Origin of the sequence: Luteimonas sp. R10, assembly GCF_045689605.1 — a bacterium.
Lineage (GTDB): Bacteria > Pseudomonadota > Gammaproteobacteria > Xanthomonadales > Xanthomonadaceae > Luteimonas.
Map to the genome: position 1 here is coordinate 4,042,189 of NZ_CP141262.1, position 21,690 is coordinate 4,063,878.

Annotated in this window: 22 protein-coding genes; 13 read left to right on the forward strand and 9 right to left on the reverse strand. The window is 70.9% G+C overall.

Going from position 1 to position 21,690, the window contains the following annotated elements; translation table 11 throughout:
• Window positions 1-35: 35 nt before the first annotated feature.
• On the reverse strand, window positions 36-278 hold the full coding sequence (locus tag U3649_RS17650) for a rubredoxin (RefSeq protein WP_407352591.1): 243 nt from the start codon (window positions 276-278) through the stop codon (window positions 36-38).
• Window positions 279-300: 22 nt separating this feature from the next.
• Between U3649_RS17650 and thiE the strand changes: the two genes are divergently transcribed.
• The 4 genes from thiE to U3649_RS17670 all read left to right on the forward strand — a co-directional run bounded on the left by thiE (window position 301) and on the right by U3649_RS17670 (window position 4,328).
• Window positions 301-933, forward strand: a complete 633-nt coding sequence (gene thiE, locus U3649_RS17655; protein ID WP_407352592.1) for a thiamine phosphate synthase — start codon at window positions 301-303, stop codon at window positions 931-933.
• 64 nt (window positions 934-997) lie between these two features.
• Complete coding sequence (gene hemL / locus U3649_RS17660; RefSeq protein WP_407352593.1) at window positions 998-2,290, forward strand: glutamate-1-semialdehyde 2,1-aminomutase; 1,293 nt, start codon at window positions 998-1,000, stop codon at window positions 2,288-2,290.
• Window positions 2,287-2,910: an HAD-IA family hydrolase gene (locus tag U3649_RS17665; RefSeq protein WP_407352594.1), complete on the forward strand. Its 624-nt coding sequence runs from the start codon at window positions 2,287-2,289 to the stop codon at window positions 2,908-2,910. The genes hemL and U3649_RS17665 overlap by 4 nt, the downstream gene beginning before the upstream one ends.
• Window positions 2,911-3,203: 293 nt before the next feature.
• A complete protein-coding gene (locus U3649_RS17670) occupies window positions 3,204-4,328 on the forward strand; it encodes a trans-sulfuration enzyme family protein (RefSeq protein WP_407352595.1) in 1,125 nt (374 codons plus the stop codon).
• 262 nt (window positions 4,329-4,590) lie between these two features.
• Here the strand turns inward: U3649_RS17670 and U3649_RS17675 are convergent, their stop codons facing one another.
• The gene (locus U3649_RS17675; RefSeq protein ID WP_407352596.1) at window positions 4,591-5,811 is read right to left on the reverse strand and encodes an acetylornithine transaminase; all 1,221 of its coding nucleotides are present in this window, start codon (window positions 5,809-5,811) and stop codon (window positions 4,591-4,593) included.
• A 76-nt stretch (window positions 5,812-5,887) separates the two neighbouring features.
• Here U3649_RS17675 and U3649_RS17680 point away from each other — a divergent pair, with 76 nt between their 5' ends.
• Window positions 5,888-6,760, forward strand: coding sequence for an ion transporter (locus U3649_RS17680; protein ID WP_407352597.1), 873 nt, complete (start codon window positions 5,888-5,890; stop codon window positions 6,758-6,760).
• Between the two features lie 41 nt (window positions 6,761-6,801).
• Here U3649_RS17680 and U3649_RS17685 read toward each other — a convergent pair whose 3' ends face one another.
• Together U3649_RS17685 and U3649_RS17690 are read right to left on the reverse strand one after the other, a co-directional pair.
• Entirely contained in the window at window positions 6,802-7,620 is an 819-nt protein-coding gene (locus U3649_RS17685) for an SDR family oxidoreductase (RefSeq protein WP_407352598.1), read from the reverse strand.
• Between the two features lie 120 nt (window positions 7,621-7,740).
• On the reverse strand, window positions 7,741-8,403 hold the full coding sequence (locus U3649_RS17690; RefSeq protein WP_407352599.1) for a phosphotransferase: 663 nt from the start codon (window positions 8,401-8,403) through the stop codon (window positions 7,741-7,743).
• A 125-nt stretch (window positions 8,404-8,528) separates the two neighbouring features.
• Between U3649_RS17690 and U3649_RS17695 the strand changes: the two genes are divergently transcribed.
• Window positions 8,529-10,616 (forward strand): VTT domain-containing protein, encoded by a 2,088-nt coding sequence (locus U3649_RS17695; RefSeq protein ID WP_407352600.1) that lies wholly within the window; start codon window positions 8,529-8,531, stop codon window positions 10,614-10,616.
• Here the strand turns inward: U3649_RS17695 and U3649_RS17700 are convergent.
• The 4 genes from U3649_RS17700 to U3649_RS17715 all read right to left on the reverse strand — a co-directional run bounded on the left by U3649_RS17700 (window position 10,528) and on the right by U3649_RS17715 (window position 13,893).
• Window positions 10,528-11,115, reverse strand: coding sequence for an LON peptidase substrate-binding domain-containing protein (locus U3649_RS17700; protein WP_407352601.1), 588 nt, complete (start codon window positions 11,113-11,115; stop codon window positions 10,528-10,530). The genes U3649_RS17695 and U3649_RS17700 overlap by 89 nt on opposite strands.
• 182 nt (window positions 11,116-11,297) lie before the next feature.
• Window positions 11,298-12,695 (reverse strand): UDP-N-acetylmuramate:L-alanyl-gamma-D-glutamyl-meso-diaminopimelate ligase, encoded by a 1,398-nt coding sequence (gene mpl, locus U3649_RS17705; protein WP_407352602.1) that lies wholly within the window; start codon window positions 12,693-12,695, stop codon window positions 11,298-11,300.
• A gap of 91 nt (window positions 12,696-12,786) precedes the next feature.
• A complete protein-coding gene (locus U3649_RS17710; protein ID WP_407352603.1) occupies window positions 12,787-13,308 on the reverse strand; it encodes a hypothetical protein in 522 nt (173 codons plus the stop codon).
• A gap of 3 nt (window positions 13,309-13,311) precedes the next feature.
• Complete coding sequence (locus U3649_RS17715) at window positions 13,312-13,893, reverse strand: adenylate kinase (RefSeq protein ID WP_407352604.1); 582 nt, start codon at window positions 13,891-13,893, stop codon at window positions 13,312-13,314.
• Window positions 13,894-14,026: 133 nt separating this feature from the next.
• On the opposite strand from U3649_RS17715, the gene U3649_RS17720 reads away from it, so the two are divergent.
• From U3649_RS17720 to U3649_RS17745, 6 genes are all read left to right on the forward strand, one after another.
• Window positions 14,027-15,283 carry a 6-phosphofructokinase gene (locus U3649_RS17720; RefSeq protein WP_407352605.1) on the forward strand — a complete coding sequence of 419 codons (1,257 nt, stop codon included), beginning with the start codon at window positions 14,027-14,029 and terminating at the stop codon, window positions 15,281-15,283.
• Between the two features lie 212 nt (window positions 15,284-15,495).
• Window positions 15,496-16,602 (forward strand): glycine cleavage system aminomethyltransferase GcvT, encoded by a 1,107-nt coding sequence (gene gcvT / locus U3649_RS17725; RefSeq protein WP_407352606.1) that lies wholly within the window; start codon window positions 15,496-15,498, stop codon window positions 16,600-16,602.
• An 82-nt stretch (window positions 16,603-16,684) separates the two neighbouring features.
• Window positions 16,685-17,311, forward strand: coding sequence for a 2-hydroxychromene-2-carboxylate isomerase (locus U3649_RS17730; protein WP_407352607.1), 627 nt, complete (start codon window positions 16,685-16,687; stop codon window positions 17,309-17,311).
• A 71-nt stretch (window positions 17,312-17,382) separates the two neighbouring features.
• Window positions 17,383-17,778, forward strand: a complete 396-nt coding sequence (gene gcvH / locus U3649_RS17735; protein WP_407352608.1) for a glycine cleavage system protein GcvH — start codon at window positions 17,383-17,385, stop codon at window positions 17,776-17,778.
• A gap of 330 nt (window positions 17,779-18,108) precedes the next feature.
• Window positions 18,109-18,615 (forward strand): hypothetical protein, encoded by a 507-nt coding sequence (locus U3649_RS17740; protein ID WP_407352609.1) that lies wholly within the window; start codon window positions 18,109-18,111, stop codon window positions 18,613-18,615.
• Between the two features lie 311 nt (window positions 18,616-18,926).
• Window positions 18,927-19,352 (forward strand): hypothetical protein, encoded by a 426-nt coding sequence (locus tag U3649_RS17745; protein WP_407352610.1) that lies wholly within the window; start codon window positions 18,927-18,929, stop codon window positions 19,350-19,352.
• Window positions 19,353-19,494: 142 nt separating this feature from the next.
• Here the strand turns inward: U3649_RS17745 and U3649_RS17750 are convergent, their stop codons facing one another.
• Window positions 19,495-20,886, reverse strand: a complete 1,392-nt coding sequence (locus tag U3649_RS17750) for a serine hydrolase domain-containing protein (RefSeq protein ID WP_407352611.1) — start codon at window positions 20,884-20,886, stop codon at window positions 19,495-19,497.
• A gap of 82 nt (window positions 20,887-20,968) precedes the next feature.
• Here U3649_RS17750 and U3649_RS17755 point away from each other — a divergent pair, with 82 nt between their 5' ends.
• Complete coding sequence (locus U3649_RS17755) at window positions 20,969-21,571, forward strand: LemA family protein (protein WP_407352612.1); 603 nt, start codon at window positions 20,969-20,971, stop codon at window positions 21,569-21,571.
• Window positions 21,572-21,690: the final 119 nt, after the last annotated feature.

Below are 21,690 nucleotides of genomic sequence, written 5' to 3' on the forward strand. Positions count from 1 at the left end.
CCGGGAACGCCGGGCGCAGCGGAGCGAGCCCCGCTCTACAGCGGCATCATCTCGAAATCGTCCTTGGTGACGCCGCAATCGGGGCAGGTCCAGTCCTCGGGCACGTCTTCCCAGCGCGTCCCCGGCGCGATGCCCTCCTCGGGCAGTCCGGCGGCCTCGTCGTAGATGAAACCGCAGACGACACACATCCAGGTGCGGTAGGTGGTCTGCGTGGCGGTCTCGTTCATCGGATAATGCGGGCTGTGGCGCGGATTCGACTCCTGATTGTCCCACCGCACGCCGCGTTTCGGAACCGACTGCATGAATGAACGCCCCACCCCGGCACCGCGCGGGCTGTACCTGATCACCCCGGACGAGCCGGACACGGAGCGCCTGTTGCGGCGCGTGCGGCCGGTACTGCGGAGCGCGACCTGGCTGCAGTACCGCAACAAGACCGCCGACCCGGGGCTACGGCGCACGCAGGCCGCGGCGCTGCGCGAGCTGTGCGCCGAAGCCGGCGTTCCGCTGATCGTCAACGACGATCCCGGCCTGGCCCGCGCCGTCGGCGCCGCTGGCGTGCACCTGGGCGAGGGCGACGGCGATGCGGCGGCCGCGCGCGCACTGCTCGGCGCGGAGGCCATCGTCGGCGTGTCCTGCTACGACGATGCGGCACGGGCCGGGCGCGCCGCGGCCGCCGGTGCCAGCTATGTGGCCTTCGGTGCGTTCTTCCCGACCCGCAGCAAGGCCGTGACGCGGCACGCAACGCCGGCGCTGCTGCGCGCGGCCGCGGCGCTGGGCGTGCCGCGGGTGGCGATCGGCGGCATCACCCCGGACAATGCCGGCACCCTGGTCGCGGCCGGCGCCGACCTGGTCGCGGTGATCGGCGCGGTGTTCGACGCGCCCGACCCGGCGGCGGCGGCGCGGGCCCTGCGGCGCTGTTTCGCGCCGCGCTGAGCGTTCCAGCCGGTCCGGCCTTCGGTCGCGGCCGTCCCCCATTCCCTGCACCTTCGGACAACGCATGAACCACGATCGCTCGCACGCCCTCTTCGCCCGCGCCCGCACGCTGCTGCCCGGCGGCGTCAATTCCCCGGTGCGCGCGTTCAGGTCGATCGGCGGCGAACCGTTCTTCGTCGAACGCGCGGACGGCGCGTACCTGTTCGACGTCGACGGCAACCGCTATATCGACTACGTCGGCTCGTGGGGGCCGATGATCGCCGGCCACAACCACCCGCGGGTGCGGGCGGCGGTCGAGCGCGCGATCGGCGACGGGCTGTCGTTCGGCGCGCCCTGCGCGGCCGAGGTGGCGATGGCCGAGACCATCACCCGGCTGGTGCCGTCCTGCGAGATGGTGCGCATGGTCAATTCCGGCACCGAGGCGACACTGTCGGCGATCCGCCTGGCACGCGGCGCCACCGGCCGCGCCCGCATCGTCAAGTTCGAAGGCTGCTACCACGGCCATGGCGATTCGTTCCTGGTCAAGGCCGGCAGCGGCGCGCTGACCTTCGGCGTGCCGGATTCGCCCGGCGTGCCGAAGGCGCTGGCGGACCTCACCCTCACCCTGCCGTACAACGATTTCGAGGCCGCGACGGCCCTGTTCGACGAGGCCGGCGACGACATCGCGGGGCTGATCATCGAGCCGGTGGTCGGCAACGCCAACTGCCTGCCGCCGCGCGACGGTTACCTGCAACACCTGCGCGAACTGTGCAGCCGGCACGGCGCGCTGCTGATCTTCGACGAGGTGATGACCGGGTTCCGGGTGGCGCTGGGCGGCGCCCAGGCACGTTACGGGGTCGCACCGGACCTGACCACCTTCGGCAAGATCATCGGCGGCGGCATGCCGGTCGGCGCCTACGGCGGCCGCCGCGAGCTGATGGAGCAGGTCTCGCCGGCCGGGCCGATCTACCAGGCCGGCACGCTCAGCGGCAATCCGGTGGCGATGGCGGCGGGGCTGGCGATGCTGGAGCTGGTGCAAGCCCCTGGCTTCCATGCCCGGCTGGAAGCGGCGACGCATGCGCTCTGCGACGGGCTGGAGTCGGCCGCGCGCGCCGCCGGCGTGCCGTTCACGACCAATCGCGTCGGCGCGATGTTCGGGCTGTTCTTCACCGAGGCGGCCAGCATCGACACCTATGCGCAGGCGGTGGCCTGCGACGGCGCGGCGTTCAAGCGCTTCTTCCACGCCATGCTCGAACGCGGCGTGTTCCTGGCGCCGTCCGCATTCGAGGCCGGCTTCATTTCCTCGGCGCATGACGAGGCGGCGATCGCGGCGACGGTCGCGGCCGCGCGCGAGGCCTTCGCGATCGTCGCAGGATGAGCGGCGCGGCGCGGCCGGCGCTGGTGCTGTTCGACTTCGACGACGTCCTGGCCCGCTATGCGCACGAGGCGCGGATCGCGCACCTGGCGCGCAGCTGCGGCGTCGGCGATCGCCTGGTCGCCGAGGTGCTGTTCGACTCCGGCCTGGAGAACGAATACGACGGCGGCGACATCGATACCGCGATCTATCTCGAAAGGCTCGGCGAAGGCCTCGGCGTGCCGGTCGACGAGGCCATGTGGATCGCCGCTCGGGTCGCCGGCAGCCGGGTCGATCCGGCCGTGCTCGCCTGGGTACAGGCGGTCGCGACCCAGGCGCAAATCGGCGTGCTGACCAACAACGGCGTGCTGCTGACAGAGGCCGCGCGGACGCTGCTGCCGCCGCTGTTCCCGGGACTGGAGGGCCGGGTGCTGTGCTCGGGCGCACTGTGCGTGCGCAAGCCCGACCCCGGGATCTTCCGGCAGGCGCTGGCGCATTTCGGCGTGGCCGCCGGCGACACGCTGTTCCTCGACGACAAGCCGGCGAACGTGGCCGGCGCACGCGCCGAGGGCCTGCTCGCCGAATGCGTGCCCGATCGCGAAGCGCTCGCGGACGCGCTGCGTGGTCACGGCTTCGCCCTGTAGCGCATTCTCGCGTCGAATGTCGACAAGGCATCGTTGTCCTCGTCTCTCCTGCGCAGGCGGGAGCCCAAGGACTTTGCTGAGATCGCAAAGCTCCATGGATGCCCCGTCCTTCGGGCTGTTGTAGAGCGCTTGGCCAGCTTCGCTGTTGTAAAGCGCTTCCGCCTGCGCGGGATGACGGCACGGCCGGCACTCGGGGCAACAAAATGCGCCGAGCGTCCGCGCGCACACCGCCAGGATCGGCTACGTTTCCGGGGTACGGCCGCGACCCGCGGCCGCCGGACCGGACCCGCCCCATGCGCTTGGAGACCCTCGCCATCCACGCCGGCGGCGAAGCCGATGCCGCCACCGGCGCGCTGGCACCGCCGATCCACTTCGCCACCACCTTCCGCCACGGACCCGCCGGCGAACGCCTGGGCGGCTACGAATACCAGCGCGAGGGCGACCCGACCAACGATCGCCTGCGCGCCGCGATCGCCGCACTGGAAGGCGCCGAGACGGCGCTGACCTTCGCCTCCGGCATGGCGGCGATCGCCGCGCTGCTGGAATCGCTGGACGGCGGCACGCGCATCCTGGTGCCGCAGGACTGCTACACCGGCCTGCGGATCCTGGCGGCGGAGTTCCTGCCCGAGCGCGGGATCGAGGCGGTCACCGTCGACATGACCGACCTGGCGGCGGTCCGCGAAGCCTGCACCGGCGGCATCGCACTGATCTGGGCCGAGACCCCGTCCAACCCGCTGTTGGCGGTCAGCGACATCGCCGCGCTGGCGGCGATCGCCCGCGGGCACGATGCGCTGCTCGTCTGCGACAACACCTTCGCCTCGCCGGTGCTGCAGCAGCCGCTGGCGCTCGGTGCCGACATCGTCATGCACTCGACCACCAAGTACTTCGGCGGCCACAGCGACGTGCTCGGCGGCGCGTTGGCGTTCGCGCGCACGGACGCCCTGTCCGAGCGCGTCGCCCATCGCCTGCACATCACCGGCGCCACGCTGGCGCCGTTCAGCGCCTGGCTCACGTTGCGCGGCTGCCGCTCGCTGCCGGCGCGGATGGCGATGCACTGCGCCAATGCCCGCCGGGTGGCGGAGTTCCTGGCCGCGCAACCGCAGGTCGAGCACGTGCACTACCCGGGGCTGGCGACCCACCCCGGCCACGCGGTCGCCGCGCGGCAGATGCGCGACTTCGGCGGCATGCTCAGCATCGAACTGCGCGGCGGGCGCGACGCCGCGCTGGCCCTGGCGGGCGCACTGCGGCTGTTCGCCAACGCCACCTCGCTCGGCGGCTGCGAGTCGCTGATCGAACACCGTGCGTCGGTCGAGGGCGAGCGCCCGGTCTCGCCGCCCGGGCTGCTGCGGCTGTCGGTCGGGCTGGAGCACGTCGAGGACCTGGTCGACGACTTGGGCCGGGGGCTTGCCGCGATCTAGCTGCGACGAGGAGCCAAAAGCGGTTTGGATTCGAGGCGGTGAGCCACGCTGCGGGGAGGCGGCGATTCCGTCGACACCTGCGGGTGCGGCGACTGGACGTCACCCGAGTCGGGCAAGCCACCTTCCATTCCGGCTTGACGGAGTCGCGACTTCCGTCGCTCCCACACGGGTTCCGGGCACGCTGTGCCGACCGTTCGATCCGCGGGGTCACGGCTTTCGTCGCTCCCACACGGCTTTCCGGGCCGCGGCGCCGGCCGCCGGATCAGCGCGGCAGTGCGCGCAGCGCGCTCCGCAGGCGCGCCAGGCCATCGGCGAGTTCGGCATCGGTGATGTTGAGCGGCGGCACGAAGCGCAGCACGTCGGGGCCGGCCTGCAACAGCAACAGGCCGTGTTCCGCGGCGCGGTCGAGGATCTCGCCGGCACGGCCGGCGTATTCGGGCCGCAACACCGCGCCGAGCATCAGCCCGCGGCCGCGCGTTTGCGCGAACAGGCCCAGCTCGTCGTCGATCGCCGCCAGGCCGTCGCGCAGCGCCTGCTCCTGGTGGGCGACATTGGCGGCGATCTCCGCCGAGGCCAGCTTGCGCAGCGCCACCCGCGCCACCGCCGCGGCCAGCGGATTGCCGCCGAAGGTGGTGCCGTGGTCGCCGAACTGCATGACTTCGGCGGCCTTCGGCCCAGCCAGTAGCGCGCCGATCGGGAAGCCGCCGCCGAGCGCCTTGGCCAGGGTGACGATGTCCGGCGTCACCGCATCCTGCCAGTGCGCGAACAGGGTGCCGGTGCGGCCCATGCCGCACTGGATCTCGTCGAGCACCAGCAGCGCGTCGTGGCGGTCGCACAGCGCGCGCGCACCCTGCAGGAACCCCGGAGCGGCCGGCATCACCCCGCCCTCGCCCTGCACCGGTTCGACCAGCACCGCGGCGACGTCGCCCCCGGCCATCGCCGCCTCCAGCTGCGCGATGTCGTTGAAGTCGACGTGGCGGAAGCCGCCCGGCAGCGGCTCGTAGCCGGCCTGGTACTTCGGCTGTGCGGTGGCGGTGACGGCCGCCAGCGTGCGGCCATGGAACGAGCCGCGGAAACTCACGATCACGCGCCGTTCCGGCCCGCGCCCCTGGGCCGCCGCCCACTTGCGCACCAGCTTGATCGCCGCCTCGTTCGCCTCCGCACCAGAGTTGCACAGGAACACCCGCTCGGCGAATCGCGAGCCGCGCGCCAGTTCCTCGGCCAGGCGCAGCGGCGGTTCGCTGTAGAACACGTTGCTGGTATGCCAGAGGCGGCCGGCCTGCGCGATCAGCGCCGCGACCAGGTCGGGATCGTTGTGGCCGAGCCCGCACACGGCGATGCCGGCGGCGAAGTCGAGGTAACCGCGGCCCTGGCTGTCCCACAGGCGCGCGCCCTGGCCGCGCTCGAGCACCAGCGCGCGGGGACGATAGACCGGCAGGTAGTAGCCCGCCAGCGACAAGGTTGGATCGGCAGTGTGCGGCATCGCGTCGAAACCTGGTGGAGGCGCCGCATTCTCGCCGATCGCCGCATCTGCGGCACACTTGCGGCAGGAGGAACCCATGCGCCCCAGGATCGCCCCGCAACTCGAACCCGCCAGCGACACCGGCTGGCGCCGCACCTGGTTCGACACCATCTACCGGCACGACACGCCGATCTCGCGGAATTTCGACCTGCTGCTGGTGGTCGCGATCCTCGCCAGCGTGCTGGCGGTGATGCTGGACAGCGTCGCGTCCATCCACCTGCGCCATGCACGGCTGCTGTACGGGCTCGAGTGGGTCTTCACCGGACTGTTCACCGTCGAGTACGTGCTGCGGCTGCTGGTGGTACGGCGGCCGCTGCGCTACGCGCTGAGCGTCTGGGGCCTGATCGACCTGCTGTCGATCCTGCCGACCTACATCTCGCTGCTGGTCCCCGGCAGCCAGAGCCTGCTGGTGGTGCGGATCCTGCGCATCCTGCGCCTGTTCCGGATCCTCAAGCTGACCCGCTACGTCGAGGAGAGCGGCGTGCTGCTGCGCGCGCTGTGGCGCAGCCGCCGCAAGATCTTCGTGTTCATCTTCGGGGTGCTCACGATCGTGGTGATCGCCGGCGCGGTGATGTACGTGATCGAGGGCCCGGACAACGGTTTCGACAACATCCCGCTGAGCATGTACTGGGCGATCATCACCGTCGCCACCGTCGGCTTCGGCGACATCGTGCCGGTCACCCCGACCGGGCGCCTGATCACCTCGGTGCTGGTGCTGATCGGCTACAGCATCATCGCGGTGCCGACCGGCATCTACACCGCCGAGTTGATCAACAACCTGCGCGAGGTGGAGGGCGAAGCGCATGGCCGCGATGCCCGCGGCTGCCCGCAATGCGGCCTGGAGGGCCACACCCGCGACGCGGCGCACTGCCGGCGCTGCGGCGGAGCGCTGCCGCCAGCGAGGGGCTGAACGACGGCGCGCACAGGCGTCCGAGTGCTCTCGACGCGCGTTCAGTCCAGGAACAGGTCCGGCAGCAGCGGCTGCGACGGATCGGCGGCGTAGCGGTCGAGATCCTCGACGCCGGCCTCGCGCAGGACCTCGTCATCGATCAGGAAGCGGCCGCTGAAGCCCTGCGCGGGGCGCGTGAGGATCGCGTGCGCGGCATCCGCCATGATCGCCGGGTCGCGGCCGTTGCCGCGCTCCACGCCGGGGATCATGTTGAGCGCGTCGGTGGCGATCAGGGTGCGCGGCCACAACGCATTGACGGCCACGCCGCGCGGGCCGAACTCGCCGGCCAGGCCGATGGTGACGAAGCTCATGCCCATCTTGGCCAGGGTGTAGCCGGTATGCGGCGCCCACCATTTCGGGTCGAGCGAGGGCGGCGGCGCCAGGGTCAGGATGTGCGGGTTGTCGGCCTCGAGCAGGTGCGGCAGGCAGGCCTGCGCACACAGGAAGCTGCCGCGGACGTTGACCTGCTGCATCAGGTCGAAGCGCTTCATAGGCGTGTCGAGCGTGCCGCGCAGCCAGATCGCGCTGGCATTGTTGACCAGGATGTCGATGCCGCCGAAGGCGTCGGCCGTCTCCGCCACCGCGGCCCGCACCTGGCCCTCCTCGCGGATGTCGCACTTGAGGGCGAGCGCCTGGCCGCCGGCGTCGGCCACTGCCTGGGCGGCGGTATGGATGGTGCCGGGCAGCTTCGGGTTCGGCACCTCGGACTTGGCGGCGATCGCCACGTTGGCGCCGTCGCGGGCGGCGCGCAACGCGATCGCCAGGCCGATGCCGCGCGAGGCTCCGGTGATGAAGAGGGTCTTGCCGGAAAGGCTGGACATGGCGGTCCCCGTGATTCGTGATTCGTGATTCGTGATTCGTGATTCGTGATTCGTCAAATGCTAGCGCACCCTGGCTCCCGCTCTTGCGAATCCCCAATCACGAATCCCCAATCCCGGCCCTCAAGGCTTCGGCCCCTGGCCCTCGTTGTCCTCCCACTTGAGGATGCGACGGGTGACGAAGCGGTACACCGGCTTGCCGGTGCGGAACCAGGCGTCGCGCAGCCAGGAATGGCGCTTGAGCAGGCGCCGCTCCACCGGGGTGAGCGACTCGCGGCAGTACATGCGCTTGTGCTTGAGCAGATGGCGCAGGTCCTCCCGCGCCAGCAGGCGCATCCAACGCGAGCGCGGATCGCCCACGGTGGCGAGCTGGAAATCGATGATCCCGGGGCTGCCGTCCTCCTGCACCAGCCAGTTGGCCTCCTTGGCCAGGTCGTTGTGCGCCAGTCCGCGACGGTGCAGGCCCTGCAGCAGCCGGCGCGCACGGCGGAAGTACCGCAGGTCGCCGCGCGGCGGCCGCTGGTACATCGCCGCGCCCGCCATGTAGCTGCGGTCGAGGCGGCGGCCGTCCCAACCCAGCAGCCGTGGCGTCGCCGGCATGCCGTCGATGCGCAGCAGCGCCCGCGCCTCGCGTCGCGCCAGCCACCACGCCGGCAACCGCAGCCACAGCGGCACGTGCGCCAGGTCGCGGCGCACGAACATGCCGTGGGCATCGCGCATCAACGCGATGCGGCCGAAGCTGTCGGCCTTGAGGGCCTGGATCTCGATGGCGTCGTCGCGTGGCATCCGCGGATTGTAGGGGCTGCGGCGGGAAGCGGCGTCCGCGGCGAACGGCGCAGCGCAGCTGAGCGGTCTGCAACGATGGTCCAACGACGGCGCGCCGCGCCACCGCCTGCTGCCATAATTGCGCGATGAGCGACGCCTGGTCCGACAGTCTCCTCGCCTGGATCAGCGCGCACCCGGTCGCCGCGGGCGGCCTGATCTTCCTGATCGCGTTCCTCGATTCGCTGGTGGTGATCGGCATCGCGGTGCCGGCGCTGCCGCTGCTGTTCGCGGTGGGCACGCTGATCGGGCTGGGCCATATCGATGGCCCCTACGCCATCGCCTGCGCCGCCGCCGGCGCCTTCGCCGGCGATGCCGTGAGCTTCTGGGTCGGCCGCCGCTGGGGCCCGCAGATGCACGAGCACTGGCCCTTCCGGCACTATCCGCAGCTGCTCGAGCGCGGCGAGACGCTGTTCCGCCGCCACGGCACCAAGAGCATCCTGATCGCACGCTACGTCGGCGCGGTCCGGCCGTTCGTGCCGGCGATCGCCGGCATGCTGCGCATGCCGCTCAAGCGCTACCTGCCGGTCAGCCTGTTCGCGGCGGCGACCTGGTCGGCCGCGTTCCTGGCCCCGGGCTGGCTGTTCGGCGCCTCCTACGACGCGGTGGCCGCGGTCGCCGACCGCCTGGCGCTGGTGCTCGGCGCGATGCTGGCGGTGCTGGCGCTGGCCTGGGCCAGCGTGCTCTACACCTGGCGCTGGTTCGACGGCCACGCCAGCGCCCTGCTGGTCCGGGCGCTGAAGTGGACCCGCGCGCATCCACGGCTCGGCCGCTACGCCGCCGCGTTGATCGATCCCAACCGGCCGGAGTCGCCGTCGCTGGCGATCCTTGCGGCCTGCCTGCTGGCGATCGGCTGGGCCTGGTTCGCGCTGCTGACCACGGTGCTGATGCGCGGCGAGCCGCTGATGCTCGACCGCAACGTCTACGAATTCATGATGACGCTGCGCAATCCGCTGGCCGACCGCCTGCTCGCCGGGCTGGCGTCGATCGGCGATGCGACGGTGCTGGTCCCCGCGGCCAGCCTCGCGATGCTGTGGCTGCTGTGGCGGCGGCGCTGGATCGCGGCGGCGCACTGGCTGGCGGCGCTCGCCTTCGGGCTGGTACTGACCACCGTGCTGGAGAGCGTGATCGACATGCCGCAACCGCCGATCGCGCACAGCGGTTTCGGCTTTCCCTCGATGTCGGTGACGATGTCGACGATCACGCTGGGCTTCTTCGCGGTGCTGATCGCGCGCGAGCTGCCGGGCCGCTCGCGGGTGTGGCCGTACCTGGTGTCGGGAGCGGTGGTGGCGCTGCTCGGGTTCGCCCGCATCTATCTCGGCGCGCACTGGCTGAGCGACGTGGTCGGCGGCATGCTGCTGGGCATCGTCTGGCTGCTGGCGCTGGGCATCGCCTACCGACGCCACGTGGCGCGCTCGTTCTGGATGCGGCCGCTCGCCTTGGTCTTCTACGGCAGCTTCGCGGCGGCCGCGCTCTGGCACGCGCCACGGGCCGCGGACCCGCTGCTGTCGAGTTTCGTACCGCCGCTGCCAACCCTGGCGATGGCGCCGGAGGAGTGGTGGCAGGACGGCTGGCGGCAACTGCCGTCGCGGCGCAACGAACGCGACAGCGAGCAGCGCTGGCCGCTGGACGTGCAGGTCGCCGGGCCGCTGCCGCCGCTGCAGGCGCACCTGGAGACGCGCGGCTGGCATGCGCAGGCGCAGGCGGACTGGACCGCCGCGCTCGGCCTGCTCGACGACGACGCCGCGCCGGCGCAACAGGTGGTACTGCCGGCAACGCTGGACACCGAGGCCGAGACGCTGCTGCTGCGCCGGCGGGTCTCCCCGGGCCGGATCCAGGTGCTGCGGCTGTGGCGCGCGCCGGCCGTGCTCTCCGGCGGGCTGCCGTTGTGGGTCGGTTCGGTGCAGACGCTGCAGTACACGCGGCCGCTCGGCGTGTTCGGCCTGTGGCAGCCGCAGGCCGATGCGCGCGAAGCGTGGCTGCGGTTGCGCGCCGATGTCGACGGACTCGACGCCCGCGTCGGGCTGCACCCGCATTCCGGCCTGCCGGTGCTGCGGGTGCGGGTCGATGCGGCCGCCGGCGCAGCGGTCATTCCTGCGACACGAACTCCAGCAGTTGCTGCAGCCGAAGATGCGGATCGGCCTCCTGCAGCAGGCCCTGGCGCTGGGCGTCGCTGAGCGGCAACAACTCCGCCAGGCGCCAGCCGACCCAGGCGGCGTCGTCGAAGCGCGGCTTTGGAATCGCGGCGATACCGGTACCGACCTGCTCCAGGATCCGCTGCAGCAACTCGCCCAGCAGCGCGTGCTGCGGCTGCAGCGGCTCCTCGGGGTCGTCGTCGAGCCAGTCGATGCCGGCCACCACCAGGCCGTTGTCGCGCACCCGCGTGCGGCGCACGTGAAAGCGACGGGCACCACGCACCCGCAGCGCTAGCACGCCATCGGGGTCGCGGTCGAAGTCCTCGACCAACGCTTCGGTGCCGTAGGCCGCGGGCGTCGCCGGCGCCCCCGCTTCGGCGCCCTCCAGGATCAGGCAGACGCCGAACGTGTCGCCGCTACGGCCGCAGTCGCGCAACAGATCGAGATAGCGCGGCTCGAACACGCGCAGGCCGAGCGCCGCACCCGGAACCAGCACGGTGTGCAGCGGGAACAACCCCAGCGAAGGTCCTGGATCGTCCATGCGTCTGTTGTGCCACGGATCGGCCCGGATGAACACCGGGGGGAACGCGAATCGGGAATCGGGACAAGCGCAACGCCCATTGCCGTCATTCCCGCGAAGGCGGGAATCCATGGACGTCAGCCATCAAAAATCAACGTCCTTGGATTCCCGCCTTCGCGGGAATGACGATGCGTAGGACAGCCTCATCCCCGATTCCCCGGTTCCCCGCTCTCATCTCTGATTCGCGCTCCAAGCGCCGCCAGCAACCGCCGCGGTGCGTCGTCGAAGCCGCCGTTGGACATGAACACGACATGGTCGCCGTCGCGCAGGAAATCGCACAGCGTCGCGACCAGGCTCGCCACGTCCGGCACCGCACGCGCATGACCGCGGACCGCATCGACCGCGTTGGCGGCGTCCCAGGCGAGTTCCGGCCGATGCAGGAACACCACCGCGTCGGCATCGGCCAGCGACGGCGCCAGCGCGTCGGCATGCGCGCCGAGCCGCATGGAATTGCTGCGCGGCTCCATCGCCACCACGATCCGCGCCGCACCGACCTTCGCCCGCAAGCCGGACAGCGTGGCGGCGATGGCGGTCGGATGGTGGGCGAAATCGTCGTAGACGGTCACGCCACCGATCTCCCCCAACTGCTCCATGCGCCGCTTGACGCTGCGGAACGCTGCCAGGGCGGGAATCGCGCCGGCCACGTCCACCTCCAGCGCCGCGCAGGCGGCCAGCGCCGCGAGCGCATTCATCACGTTGTGGCGCCCGAGCAGCGGCCAGCGCACGGTGCCGAGCTCGCGCCCCGCCCGCAGCAGCGCGAAGGCGCTGCCGTCGGCCTCCAGCAGGCGCGCGCTCCAGTCGAAGTCGCCGTCCAGGCCGAAGCGCTCGACCGGCGTCCAGCAGCCCATCGCCAGCACCTCGGCCAGGCGCGGGTCCTCGCCGTTGACGATCAGACGGCCGCGGCCTGGCACGGTGCGCACGAAGTGGTGGAACTGGCGCTGGATCGCGGCCACGTCGGGAAAGATGTCGGCGTGGTCGAACTCGAGATTGTTGAGGATCGCCACCGCCGGCCGGTAGTGCACGAACTTGCTGCGCTTGTCGAAGAAGGCGGTGTCGTACTCGTCGGCCTCCACCACGAAGGCCTTGCCGGCGCCGATGCGCGCCGACACGCCGAAGTCCTCGGCGACCCCGCCGATCAGGAAGCCCGGCTCGCGACCGGCGGCCTGCAGCAGGTAGGCGAGGATCGTGCTGGTGGTGGTCTTGCCGTGGGTACCGGCCACGGCGACGGTCTCGCGGCCGGGCAATACCTGCTCGGCCAGCCACTGCGCGCCGGAGGTGTAGCGCAACCCGGCGTCGAGCACGTGCTCCACGGCCGCGTTGCCGCGCGAGAGCGCGTTGCCGACGACGACCTCGTCGCAATCGGCGGCGATGTGCTCGGGCCGGTACCCCTGTCGCAGCCCGATGCCGAGCGACTCGAGCTGGGTGGACATCGGCGGATACACCGCCTGGTCGCTGCCCTCGACCGTGTGCCCGAGCTCGCGCGCCAGCGCCGCCACGCCGCCCATGAAGGTGCCGGCGATTCCCAGGATGTGGATCTTCATGACGCCTCGGTTCCAGATGTCGCGCGCTCGATGAACGGAGCGGCTCCCGTACGACGGCAACGCTCCCCCGCACCGGGCACGCTCGATAAATTCACCACGCCAGCCCCAGGTTCAACAGCACCAGCACCGCCGCCATCCCGCCCATGACCGCCGCGGCCGTCGTCCGCGACGTCGCCAGCGCCTGCCGCCACAGCCGGAACCAGTAACGCAGCAGCCAGACCGACGCCGCCAGCTGCAGCACCAGCACGCAGACGACGGCGAGCAGCATCCGGCCGGCCGTGGCGGGCTCGGGCGGCGGCAGCGCCGCCAGCCACGGCAGCGGCGCCATCACCGCCGTGCGCACCGCAGCCGCCATCGCCAAGGCCTGCAGCGCCGGCAGCAGCAGCGCGCGGCGCCGGAACACCCGCAGCAGCAGCCAGCACAGCGCGATCTCGGCCATCGCCTCGAGCGGCGCGGCGAGCAGGCCGCCGCGCGGCGGTCCCGGCGCCGCCAGCTCGACCGCCAGCATCATCGCCAGCGCCGCGGCCCACAGCGCCAGGGCCGGCGGCCATGCGGGCGGCAGCGCCTGCAACGATCCGCGCAGGCAGAGCCATCGCAGCCACGGATTCGGCAAGGCTCAACCGGCGGGGGTCGCCGCCGGCGCGGTCGCCGCGAGGATGCGGTCGAACACCTCGTCGAGCGTGCCGACGCCGTCGACCACCGTCAGCTGGCCGTGTTCGCGGTAGAACTCGATCACCGGCGCGGTCTGCTGGTCGTAGACCTGCAGCCGCTTGCGCACCGACTCGGGCCGGTCGTCGGCACGGCCCTCGGCCTCGGCGCGGCCGGCCAGGCGCTCGATCAGCAGTTCGTTGTCGACCTCGAGCTGCACCGCGGCGTCGAACGGCTGCCCGAGGCGCTGCAGCAGCGCGTCCAGCGCGGCCGCCTGGGCCAGGTTGCGCGGGTAGCCGTCGAGGATGAAGCCGCCGCGGGTGTCGTCGCGGGAGAAGCGCTCCTCCAGCATGCCGAGCAGGATCTCGTCGGAAACCAGGTCGCCGCGCGCCATCACTTCCTTCGCCTGCAGCCCCAGCGGCGAACCGGCGGCGACTTCGGCGCGCAGCAGGTCGCCGGTGGAGATGTGCGGCACCTTCAACGCGTCCTTCAGCCGCGCCGCCTGCGTGCCCTTGCCCGAACCGGGTGCACCAAGAAGAACCAGTCGCATCGATCGCTCCAGACCAACAGGAATTCGGGTCGCCGCCGGTGGCGTTACACTGCCCGGGGCGCGCCCTCGCTGGCGCCAGCTTACCGTATCCACGCCGTTTCCCCGGCATCCGCCCCGTCAACGCGAGTCCGCCATGCCTTCCGGAACCCTGCTCTACGCCCAGTCCGGCGGCGTCACCGCCGTCATCAACGCCACCGCTTCCGGCGTCATCGCCGAGGCCCGCGCCCGCAAGATCAAGGTGCTGGCCGCCCGCAACGGCATCCTCGGCGCCCTGCGCGAGGAGCTGATCGACACGTCCAAGGAGAGCCCGTCGGCCATCCGCGGCCTGGCGCACACGCCGGGCGGCGCCTTCGGTTCCTGCCGCTACAAGCTCAAGTCCCTGACCGAGGACCGCGCCAGGTACGAGCGCCTGCTCGAGGTGCTGCGCGCGCACGACGTGCGCTGGTTCCTCTACAACGGAGGCAACGACTCCGCCGACACCGCGCTCAAGGTCTCGCAGCTGGCGGCCGAGTTCGATTACCCGCTGACCTGCATCGGCGTGCCGAAGACGATCGACAACGATCTCGCCGTGACCGACTGCTGTCCGGGCTTCGGCTCGGCGGCCAAGTACACGGCGGTCTCGGTGCGCGAGGCCGCGCTCGACGTCGCGGCGATGGCCGACACCTCGACCAAGGTGTTCGTCTACGAGGCGATGGGGCGCCATGCCGGCTGGCTGGCCGCGGCCGCGGGCCTGGCCGGCCAGGGACCCGACGACGCGCCGCACATCATCCTGTTCCCGGAGCGCGCCTACGACGAGCAGGCCTTCCTGGCCCAGGTGAAGAAGGTGGTCGACCGGCTCGGTTTCTGCGTCGTGGTCGCCAGCGAAGGCATCCAGACCGCCGACGGCCGCTTCGTCGCCGACGCCGGCGGCGGCAAGGACTCGTTCGGCCATACCCAGCTCGGCGGCGTGGCCTCGACGCTGGCCGCGAAGGTCAAGGACGCGCTCGGCTTCAAGGTGCACTGGACGCTGCCGGACTACCTGCAACGCTCGGCGCGCCACATCGCCTCGCAGACCGACCTGCTGCAGGCGCAGGCGGTCGGCAAGGCCGCCGTGCAGTTCGCCCTGGCCGGGCGCAACGCGACGATGCCGGTGATCCGGCGCACGTCGGACCAGCCCTATCGCTGGAAGATCGAGGGTGCGCCGCTGGCCAAGGTGGCCAACCACGAGAAAAAGATGCCGGCCGGGTTCCTGCGCAAGGACGGCTTCGGCATCACCGCCTCGGCGCGCCGCTACCTGGAGCCGCTGATCCGCGGCGAGGCCTATCCGCCCTATGGCCGCGACGGCGTGCCCGCCTACGTCACGCTGAAGAACGTCGCGGTGAAGAAGAAGCTGCCCGGCTGGGACGGCTGAGAGGAGGCCACCGGGCGCCGGAATCCCGGCAGCGTCGCGACTTCCGTCGCTCCCACGAGGGCGGGGGCTTTCGTTCTTGCGGAGATCCGGCAGCCTCCAGGTCGTGGGAGCGACGGAAGTCGCGACGCGCGGGCGGAGGCACGATAAGCCGGGACCGGACCGCGTCCGCCGCATCTGGGATAATGCCGGGCTTTCGCATACGAGCCGCCGCCATGACCCGCAAGACCGTCCTCAACGACAGCCACCGTTCGCTCGGCGCCAAGATGGTCGACTTCGGCGGCTGGGACATGCCGCTCAACTACGGCTCGCAGATCGAGGAACACCATCAGGTCCGGCGCGACGCCGGCATGTTCGACGTCAGCCACATGACGGTGGTGGACCTGCACGGGGCGCGGGCGCGGCCGTTCCTGCGGCAGCTGCTGGCCAACTCGGTCGACAAGCTGAAGAAGCCGGGCAAGGCGCTGTACAGCTGCATGCTCAATCCGCAGGGCGGCGTGATCGACGACCTGATCGTCTACTTCCTCGCCGACGATCATTTCCGGCTGGTGGTCAACGCCGCCACCCGCGCCAAGGACCTGGCATGGATCGGGGAGCAGGCCGCGGGCTTCGGCATCGATGTCGTCGAGCGGCCGGAACTGGCGATGATCGCGGTGCAGGGGCCGAACGCCCGCGAGCGGACCGCCGCCCTGTTGCACGCGGACGACCGCGACCGGGCCGCCAAGCTGTCGCGCTTCGCCGCGGCCGAGGTGCGGTCGGCCTCGGGCGCCGGCCTGTTCGTGGCCCGCACCGGCTACACCGGCGAGGACGGGTTCGAGATCGTGCTGGCGGGGGCCGACGCCGCCGGCTTCTGGAATGCGCTGCTGGAGGCGGGGGTGAAGCCGGCCGGACTCGGCGCGCGCGATACCCTGCGCCTGGAGGCCGGACTGGCGCTGTACGGCCAGGACATGGACGAGGACGTCTCGCCGTACGAGGCGGCGCTCGGCTGGACGGTGGCGCTGGACGGGGATCGCGCGTTCACCGGACGCGAGGCGCTGGAGCGGCAGCAGGCGGAAGGCACCGCGCGGCAGCTGATCGGCGTGGTGATGGACGAGCGCGGCGTGCTGCGCCACGGACAGCGCGTGCTCGGCGCCAGCGGCGAGGGCGAGATCCTGTCCGGCACGTTCTCGCCCACGCTCGGCAAGGCGATCGCCTTCGCGCGCGTGCCCGCCGGCGTTCCCGGCGAGGTCCGCGTCGACATCCGCGGACGCGAGGTGCCGCTGCGGGTGGTGAAGTTCCCGTTCGTGCGCGACGGCCAGGCGCAGCCGGGCGTGCTGGCCTAGCGCCGGACGACCGCATCCGCGGCGTGCAGCCGCGTCGGCGCCGGACCTACAATCCGGCCTCGACCGTTCTTCCCGGATCGCCATGCCGAACCATCGCAGGATCGACTACTACTTCAGCCTGATCTCGCCGTGGAGCTACCTCGGGCACGCGGCGCTGCACGACGTCGCGCGCGCCACCGACGCGGCGATCGACTACCGTCCGGTGCGCATCTTCGACCTGTTCGCGGCCAACGGCGGGCTGCCGCTGGGACAACGCGCGCCGGCGCGGCAGCGCTACCGGCTGATCGAGCTGCAACGCTGGCGCGCTGCGCGGGGGCTGCCGCTGAACCTGACGCCCCGGTATTACCCGCTCGACATCGCCCTTGCCGATCGCGTGGCGATCGCCCTCGCCGAACGCGGCGAGGATCCGGCCGGCTACGTCGCCGACGCCTATCGCGCGCTGTGGGCCGAGGACCGGGACCTGGCCGATCGCGACGTCCTCGCCGCACTGCTCGCAGGTCGTGGCCACGACACCGCGGCGCTGCTGGCATCGGCCGATGGCGAAGCCGCCGAAGCGCGCTACCGGCGCAACACCGAGGCGGCCATCGCCGCGGACCTCCCCGGCCTGCCCGGCTACGTCGTCGACGGCGAACCGTTCTGGGGCCAGGACCGGATCGAACAGCTGCAGGCGATGCTCGCCGACGGTCGTCCGCCGCTGCGCGGGGGCTGACAACCCCGCCATCTCCTTCGCTACACTAGCGCCTGCTTCCACCACCGCGACCTGCAAACCGGAGCCCACCCATGAGCGAGATCCCAGGCGACCTGAAGTTCATGAAGTCCCACGAGTGGGCGCGCGTCGAAGACGACGGCAAGGTCACGGTGGGCATTTCCGATCACGCGCAGGGCCTGCTCGGCGATCTGGTCTACGTCGACCTGCCGAGCGTCGGCGACAGCATCGAAGCCGGTACCGCCGCCGCCGTCGTGGAATCGGTGAAGGCGGCCTCGGACGTCTACGCGCCCGTCTCGGGCACCATCGTCGCGGTCAACACGGACCTGGCGGACAAGCCCGAGACCATCAACGAGGACGCCTACGGCGAAGGATGGATCTTCGTGGTCCAGGCCGACGACGGCGACCAGCTCAACGAGCTGCTCGATCCGGACGCCTATGCCGCGCTGCTCGAGGACGACGACCTCTGAGTCGCCCGCCCCGGGCGGTATCGACGTTCGCTCTCCGCGCCACGCTGCTCCCGTAGGAGGGGCTTCAGCCCCGATCCCGGAAAACGAGCGGAGCGCGAAGTAAGAGCCGCGCACGCGGCTTCCCGGCCGGTGCCGCGCGCGCCTGCTTGCTTGCGATCCCCGCCAGGCCTGGGCTGCCGCCCCTCCTACAAAGGTCGGCCATCGTCGGTCCGACCCGGCGCGTCGGGGTACGGCGGTCCGACGCCATGGCCCGGACCTCACCGCGGGGTTGCTCGCGCGCCGGCATGCATCCGCGGCCACTCCCGCGCAACGCGCTCCGGCCGGTCGCCGGTGGCGACGTCGATCCCGCACGCGCTCGTGTCGGTCGCCGCTAAGACCGATGTCCGCGACGCGCGCACGATCGATCCGGACATCGCCGCGTCGGCGACATGCGTTGCGCGAGCCGCCCGCGACGCATGCGATGGCTCGCGCACTTTCGCGCAAATGGGGTTGTGCGACGCGAAAACGATCGTCCCGCCTGACTGTCGGCGAACCGTTGCCGGCGCCCTCTTCCGGACCGTTGCCGCAAGGCGCGCGCATCGTGCCGTCCGCCGCCGCGGCGCGCACCGTCGATCGCGTGCTTCGACAAAAGCACTAAAAAAAAGCCGTTTCCTGCATGCGCCAACGACTGTCGCCGCCGCCGCCGCCGCGTTGCGCGCGCCTGCCACGCATGCCTTGGGCGCATGCGCCGGGAAGCGCGCCGCTCCAGCGCCGGAAAATAATCGTGCCGGGGTGTTGACAGTTGAAAAAACCGTGATTAGGTTTCGCCCAAGCAGACGTTGCTGCAGGAACGAGTGATCCGCATCCAGACGAAAACGCATTGCACAACTCAGCCTTCCGCCCCGAACTTGCCAAAGGTGGAATCCGTCTTCGTCTCTCCTGCAAAAACGCGATCCTTCATGACACCGCACCCGCGACGCTTCGCGTCGCGGGTGTTTTCGTTACGACGCGGACTGTCCGCGTACCCGTCCGCGATGGCGCGGCCGGCACCGAATCCGTCCCGATGCGCGGTGCGCGTCGGCGGTTGATCGCGGGTCCGATACCCGCGATGTGTTTGCGTACTGGGCCTTAGAAGCAACAGCAAGTCCACTGACGAGGAGAGCCATCACATGGCCACGAAGAAAGCTGCAAAGAAACGTCCCGCCAAGAAGGCGGGCAAGAAGGTAGCGAAGAAGGCTGCCAAGAAGGCCGTCCGCAAGACCGCCGCCAAGAAGGCCACCCGCAAGGTCGCCAAGAAGCGTCCGGCGGCCCGCAAGGTTGCCAAGAAGAAGGTCGCTAAGAAGAAGGTTGCAAAAAAGAAGGTCGCCAAGAAGGCGGCGAAGAAAGTAGCCCGCAAGAAGACCGCCAAGAAGGCGGCGAAGAAGGTCGCCAAGAAGCGCCCGGCCAAGAAGGCGGCGAAGAAAGCCACCAAGAAGCGCGCCAAAAAGGCCGCCAAGAAGAAGCCGGCCAAGAAAGCCGCCAAAAAGAAAGCCAAACCTGCCAGACGGAAAGCGGCCCCCGTGGTGATTCCCGCCGCACCCGCACCGTTGATGTAAGCAAGTCCCGATTGTTCGTAATCAAGACTCCCTCTCCGCGCGCCCAGGCGGAGGGGGAGTTTTTTTATGGGCGGCTCGCAGGGATCCGGCCGAAGACGGCCGTTGCAAGGGCCGTCCGGTCAGCGCGCCGGCGGCGGGCGGCTCATTGCGGATTGGCGCGCGAGGTCGACGCCCCCGCGCCGACGGACTCGTTGCCCGGACGCCGGTCGCTGGCGTACAGCGTTTCGAAGTCGACATCGAGCCATTGCTGCGACGGCAGGCCGATGGCGGTATCGAGAATCGTCGGCAGCAGGCCCGACGGCAGGCTGCTTTCGCTGTTCCAGAGGATCGCCACGCCCAGGTCGCGCTCCGGCATCAACGCCATCAGGCCGCGATAGCCCTGCACGGCGCCGCCATGGAAGACCAGACGATGGCCGGAATAGTCGTAGATGCGCCAGCCGAGACCGTAGCCGGCGGCGTTGAGGCGCTGACTGCGCCATGAGGCGGAGCGGCTGCGCAGCTCGCCGGGGGTGCCGACCACCGGCGCATGCAAGGTCGCCAGCAGCGGTGCGGGCAGCACGTCCGGGCGATGACCGGCGTGCGCGATCAACCACTGCGCCATGTCGGAGATGCTGGCGTTGACACCGGCCGCCGGCGCGACCCGGTAGTAGGTCGGCTTGGGCATCAACGAACTCCAGCCCCTGCCTGCGCGCACGTGCGGCTTGGCCCAGCGCGCGCTGGCCTGGATGCCTTCCAGGCCGAGGCTGGCGTCGTTCATGCCGAGCGGCTTGAACAGCCGGCGCGAGACCACCTCGTTGTAGAACTGCCCGGAGGTCGCGAACACCACGTCGCCGATCAGGCTGAAGGCGACGTTCTGGTAGCTGTAGCAATCGCCGGGCGCGCAGGTCATCGGCGCCTGCGCCAGCTTCTGCACCAGCGCGTTGTAGTCGGCGCCGCGCTCGATGTCGCGGTCGTAGGCATGGCGGGCGAGCCCGACGCGGTGGCTGAGCACGTCGGCCACGGTGACGCGGCCGGCGGCGCCCGGATCCGACAACTGCAGGCCGGGCATGTAGTCGACGACCTTGCTGTCCCAGCGCAGCGCGCCCTCGGAGACGAGAACGCCGGCGATCGTGCCGGCGAAGGACTTGGACAGCGAAGCGAGGCGGAACACCGTGTGGGCGTCGACCGGCTCGGCGGCGCGCACGTCGGTGATCCCGTAGCCGCGGGCGCTGAGCACGCGGCCGTTGTGCACGATCGCCATCGCCATGCCGGGAATGCGCTGGTCGGCGACCATCGCCTGCGCCATCGCCTCGAACTTGCGCACGTCGAAGCCGGCGGCCAGCGGCATCGTCTCCGACGGCGGCGGCACCTGCATCGGCCGGCCGTCGGTGGGCGCCGGGAACTCGGTCATGGTCTCCGGATGGGCGGCCGGGGCCGCGTGCCGCTCCTGCGGCGTCTGCGCCGCCGACCCCAGTGCGACCGGCATCAGCAATCCCACCAGTCCCGTCCGCCAGGCCCACCCCCGTTGCCGAACCCGCCGCGTGTTGTCTTTCATCGGGTCTGCCCCCTGCGTATGCTTGCCTTGCGGGCTGATCATAGCGCCTGATTCCACAGTTGCATGAACAAGGGGAAGTTCGATGGGTAGCATGTTGATCCTGTTGGTGATTCTCGGCATCGTGGTGGCCTTCGCGCTGTGGGCGGTCGGCATCTACAACGGGCTGGTCACCGCCCGCAACGCGTTCAAGAACGCCTTCGCCCAGATCGACGTGCAGCTGCAGCGGCGTTTCGACCTGATCCCGAACCTGGTCGAGACCGCCAAGGGCTACCTGGCGCACGAGCGCGGCACGCTGGAAGCGGTGACCGCCGCGCGCACCGCGGCCCAGGCCGGATTGTCGGCGGCCAAGGCCAGTCCGGGCGACCCGGCGGCGATGGCCGAACTGGCGCAGACCCAGGGCGCGCTCAACGGCGCGCTCGGCCGGCTGATGGTGGTGGTCGAGGCCTACCCGGACCTCAAGGCCAACCAGAACATGATGCAGCTCACCGAGGAGCTGACCAGCACCGAGAACCGGGTCGCGTTCGCGCGCCAGGCCTACAACGACTCGGTCATGGCCTACAACAACAGGCGCGAGGTCTTCCCCGCCAGCGTCGTCGCCGGCATGTTCAACTTCGCCCCGGCCGCGCTGCTGGAGATCCCGGCCGACAAGGCCGAGGTCCGCGAGGCGCCGAAGGTCGAGTTCTGAAGAGCCGGGATTCTGGATTCGGGAATGGGGATTCGTAAGAGCTGGATGCTGCCCCACGCAGCGATTCACCCGTGGCCCGGTTCCCGGCCGGAGGCGAAACGCCCGCTGTTGCGAATCCC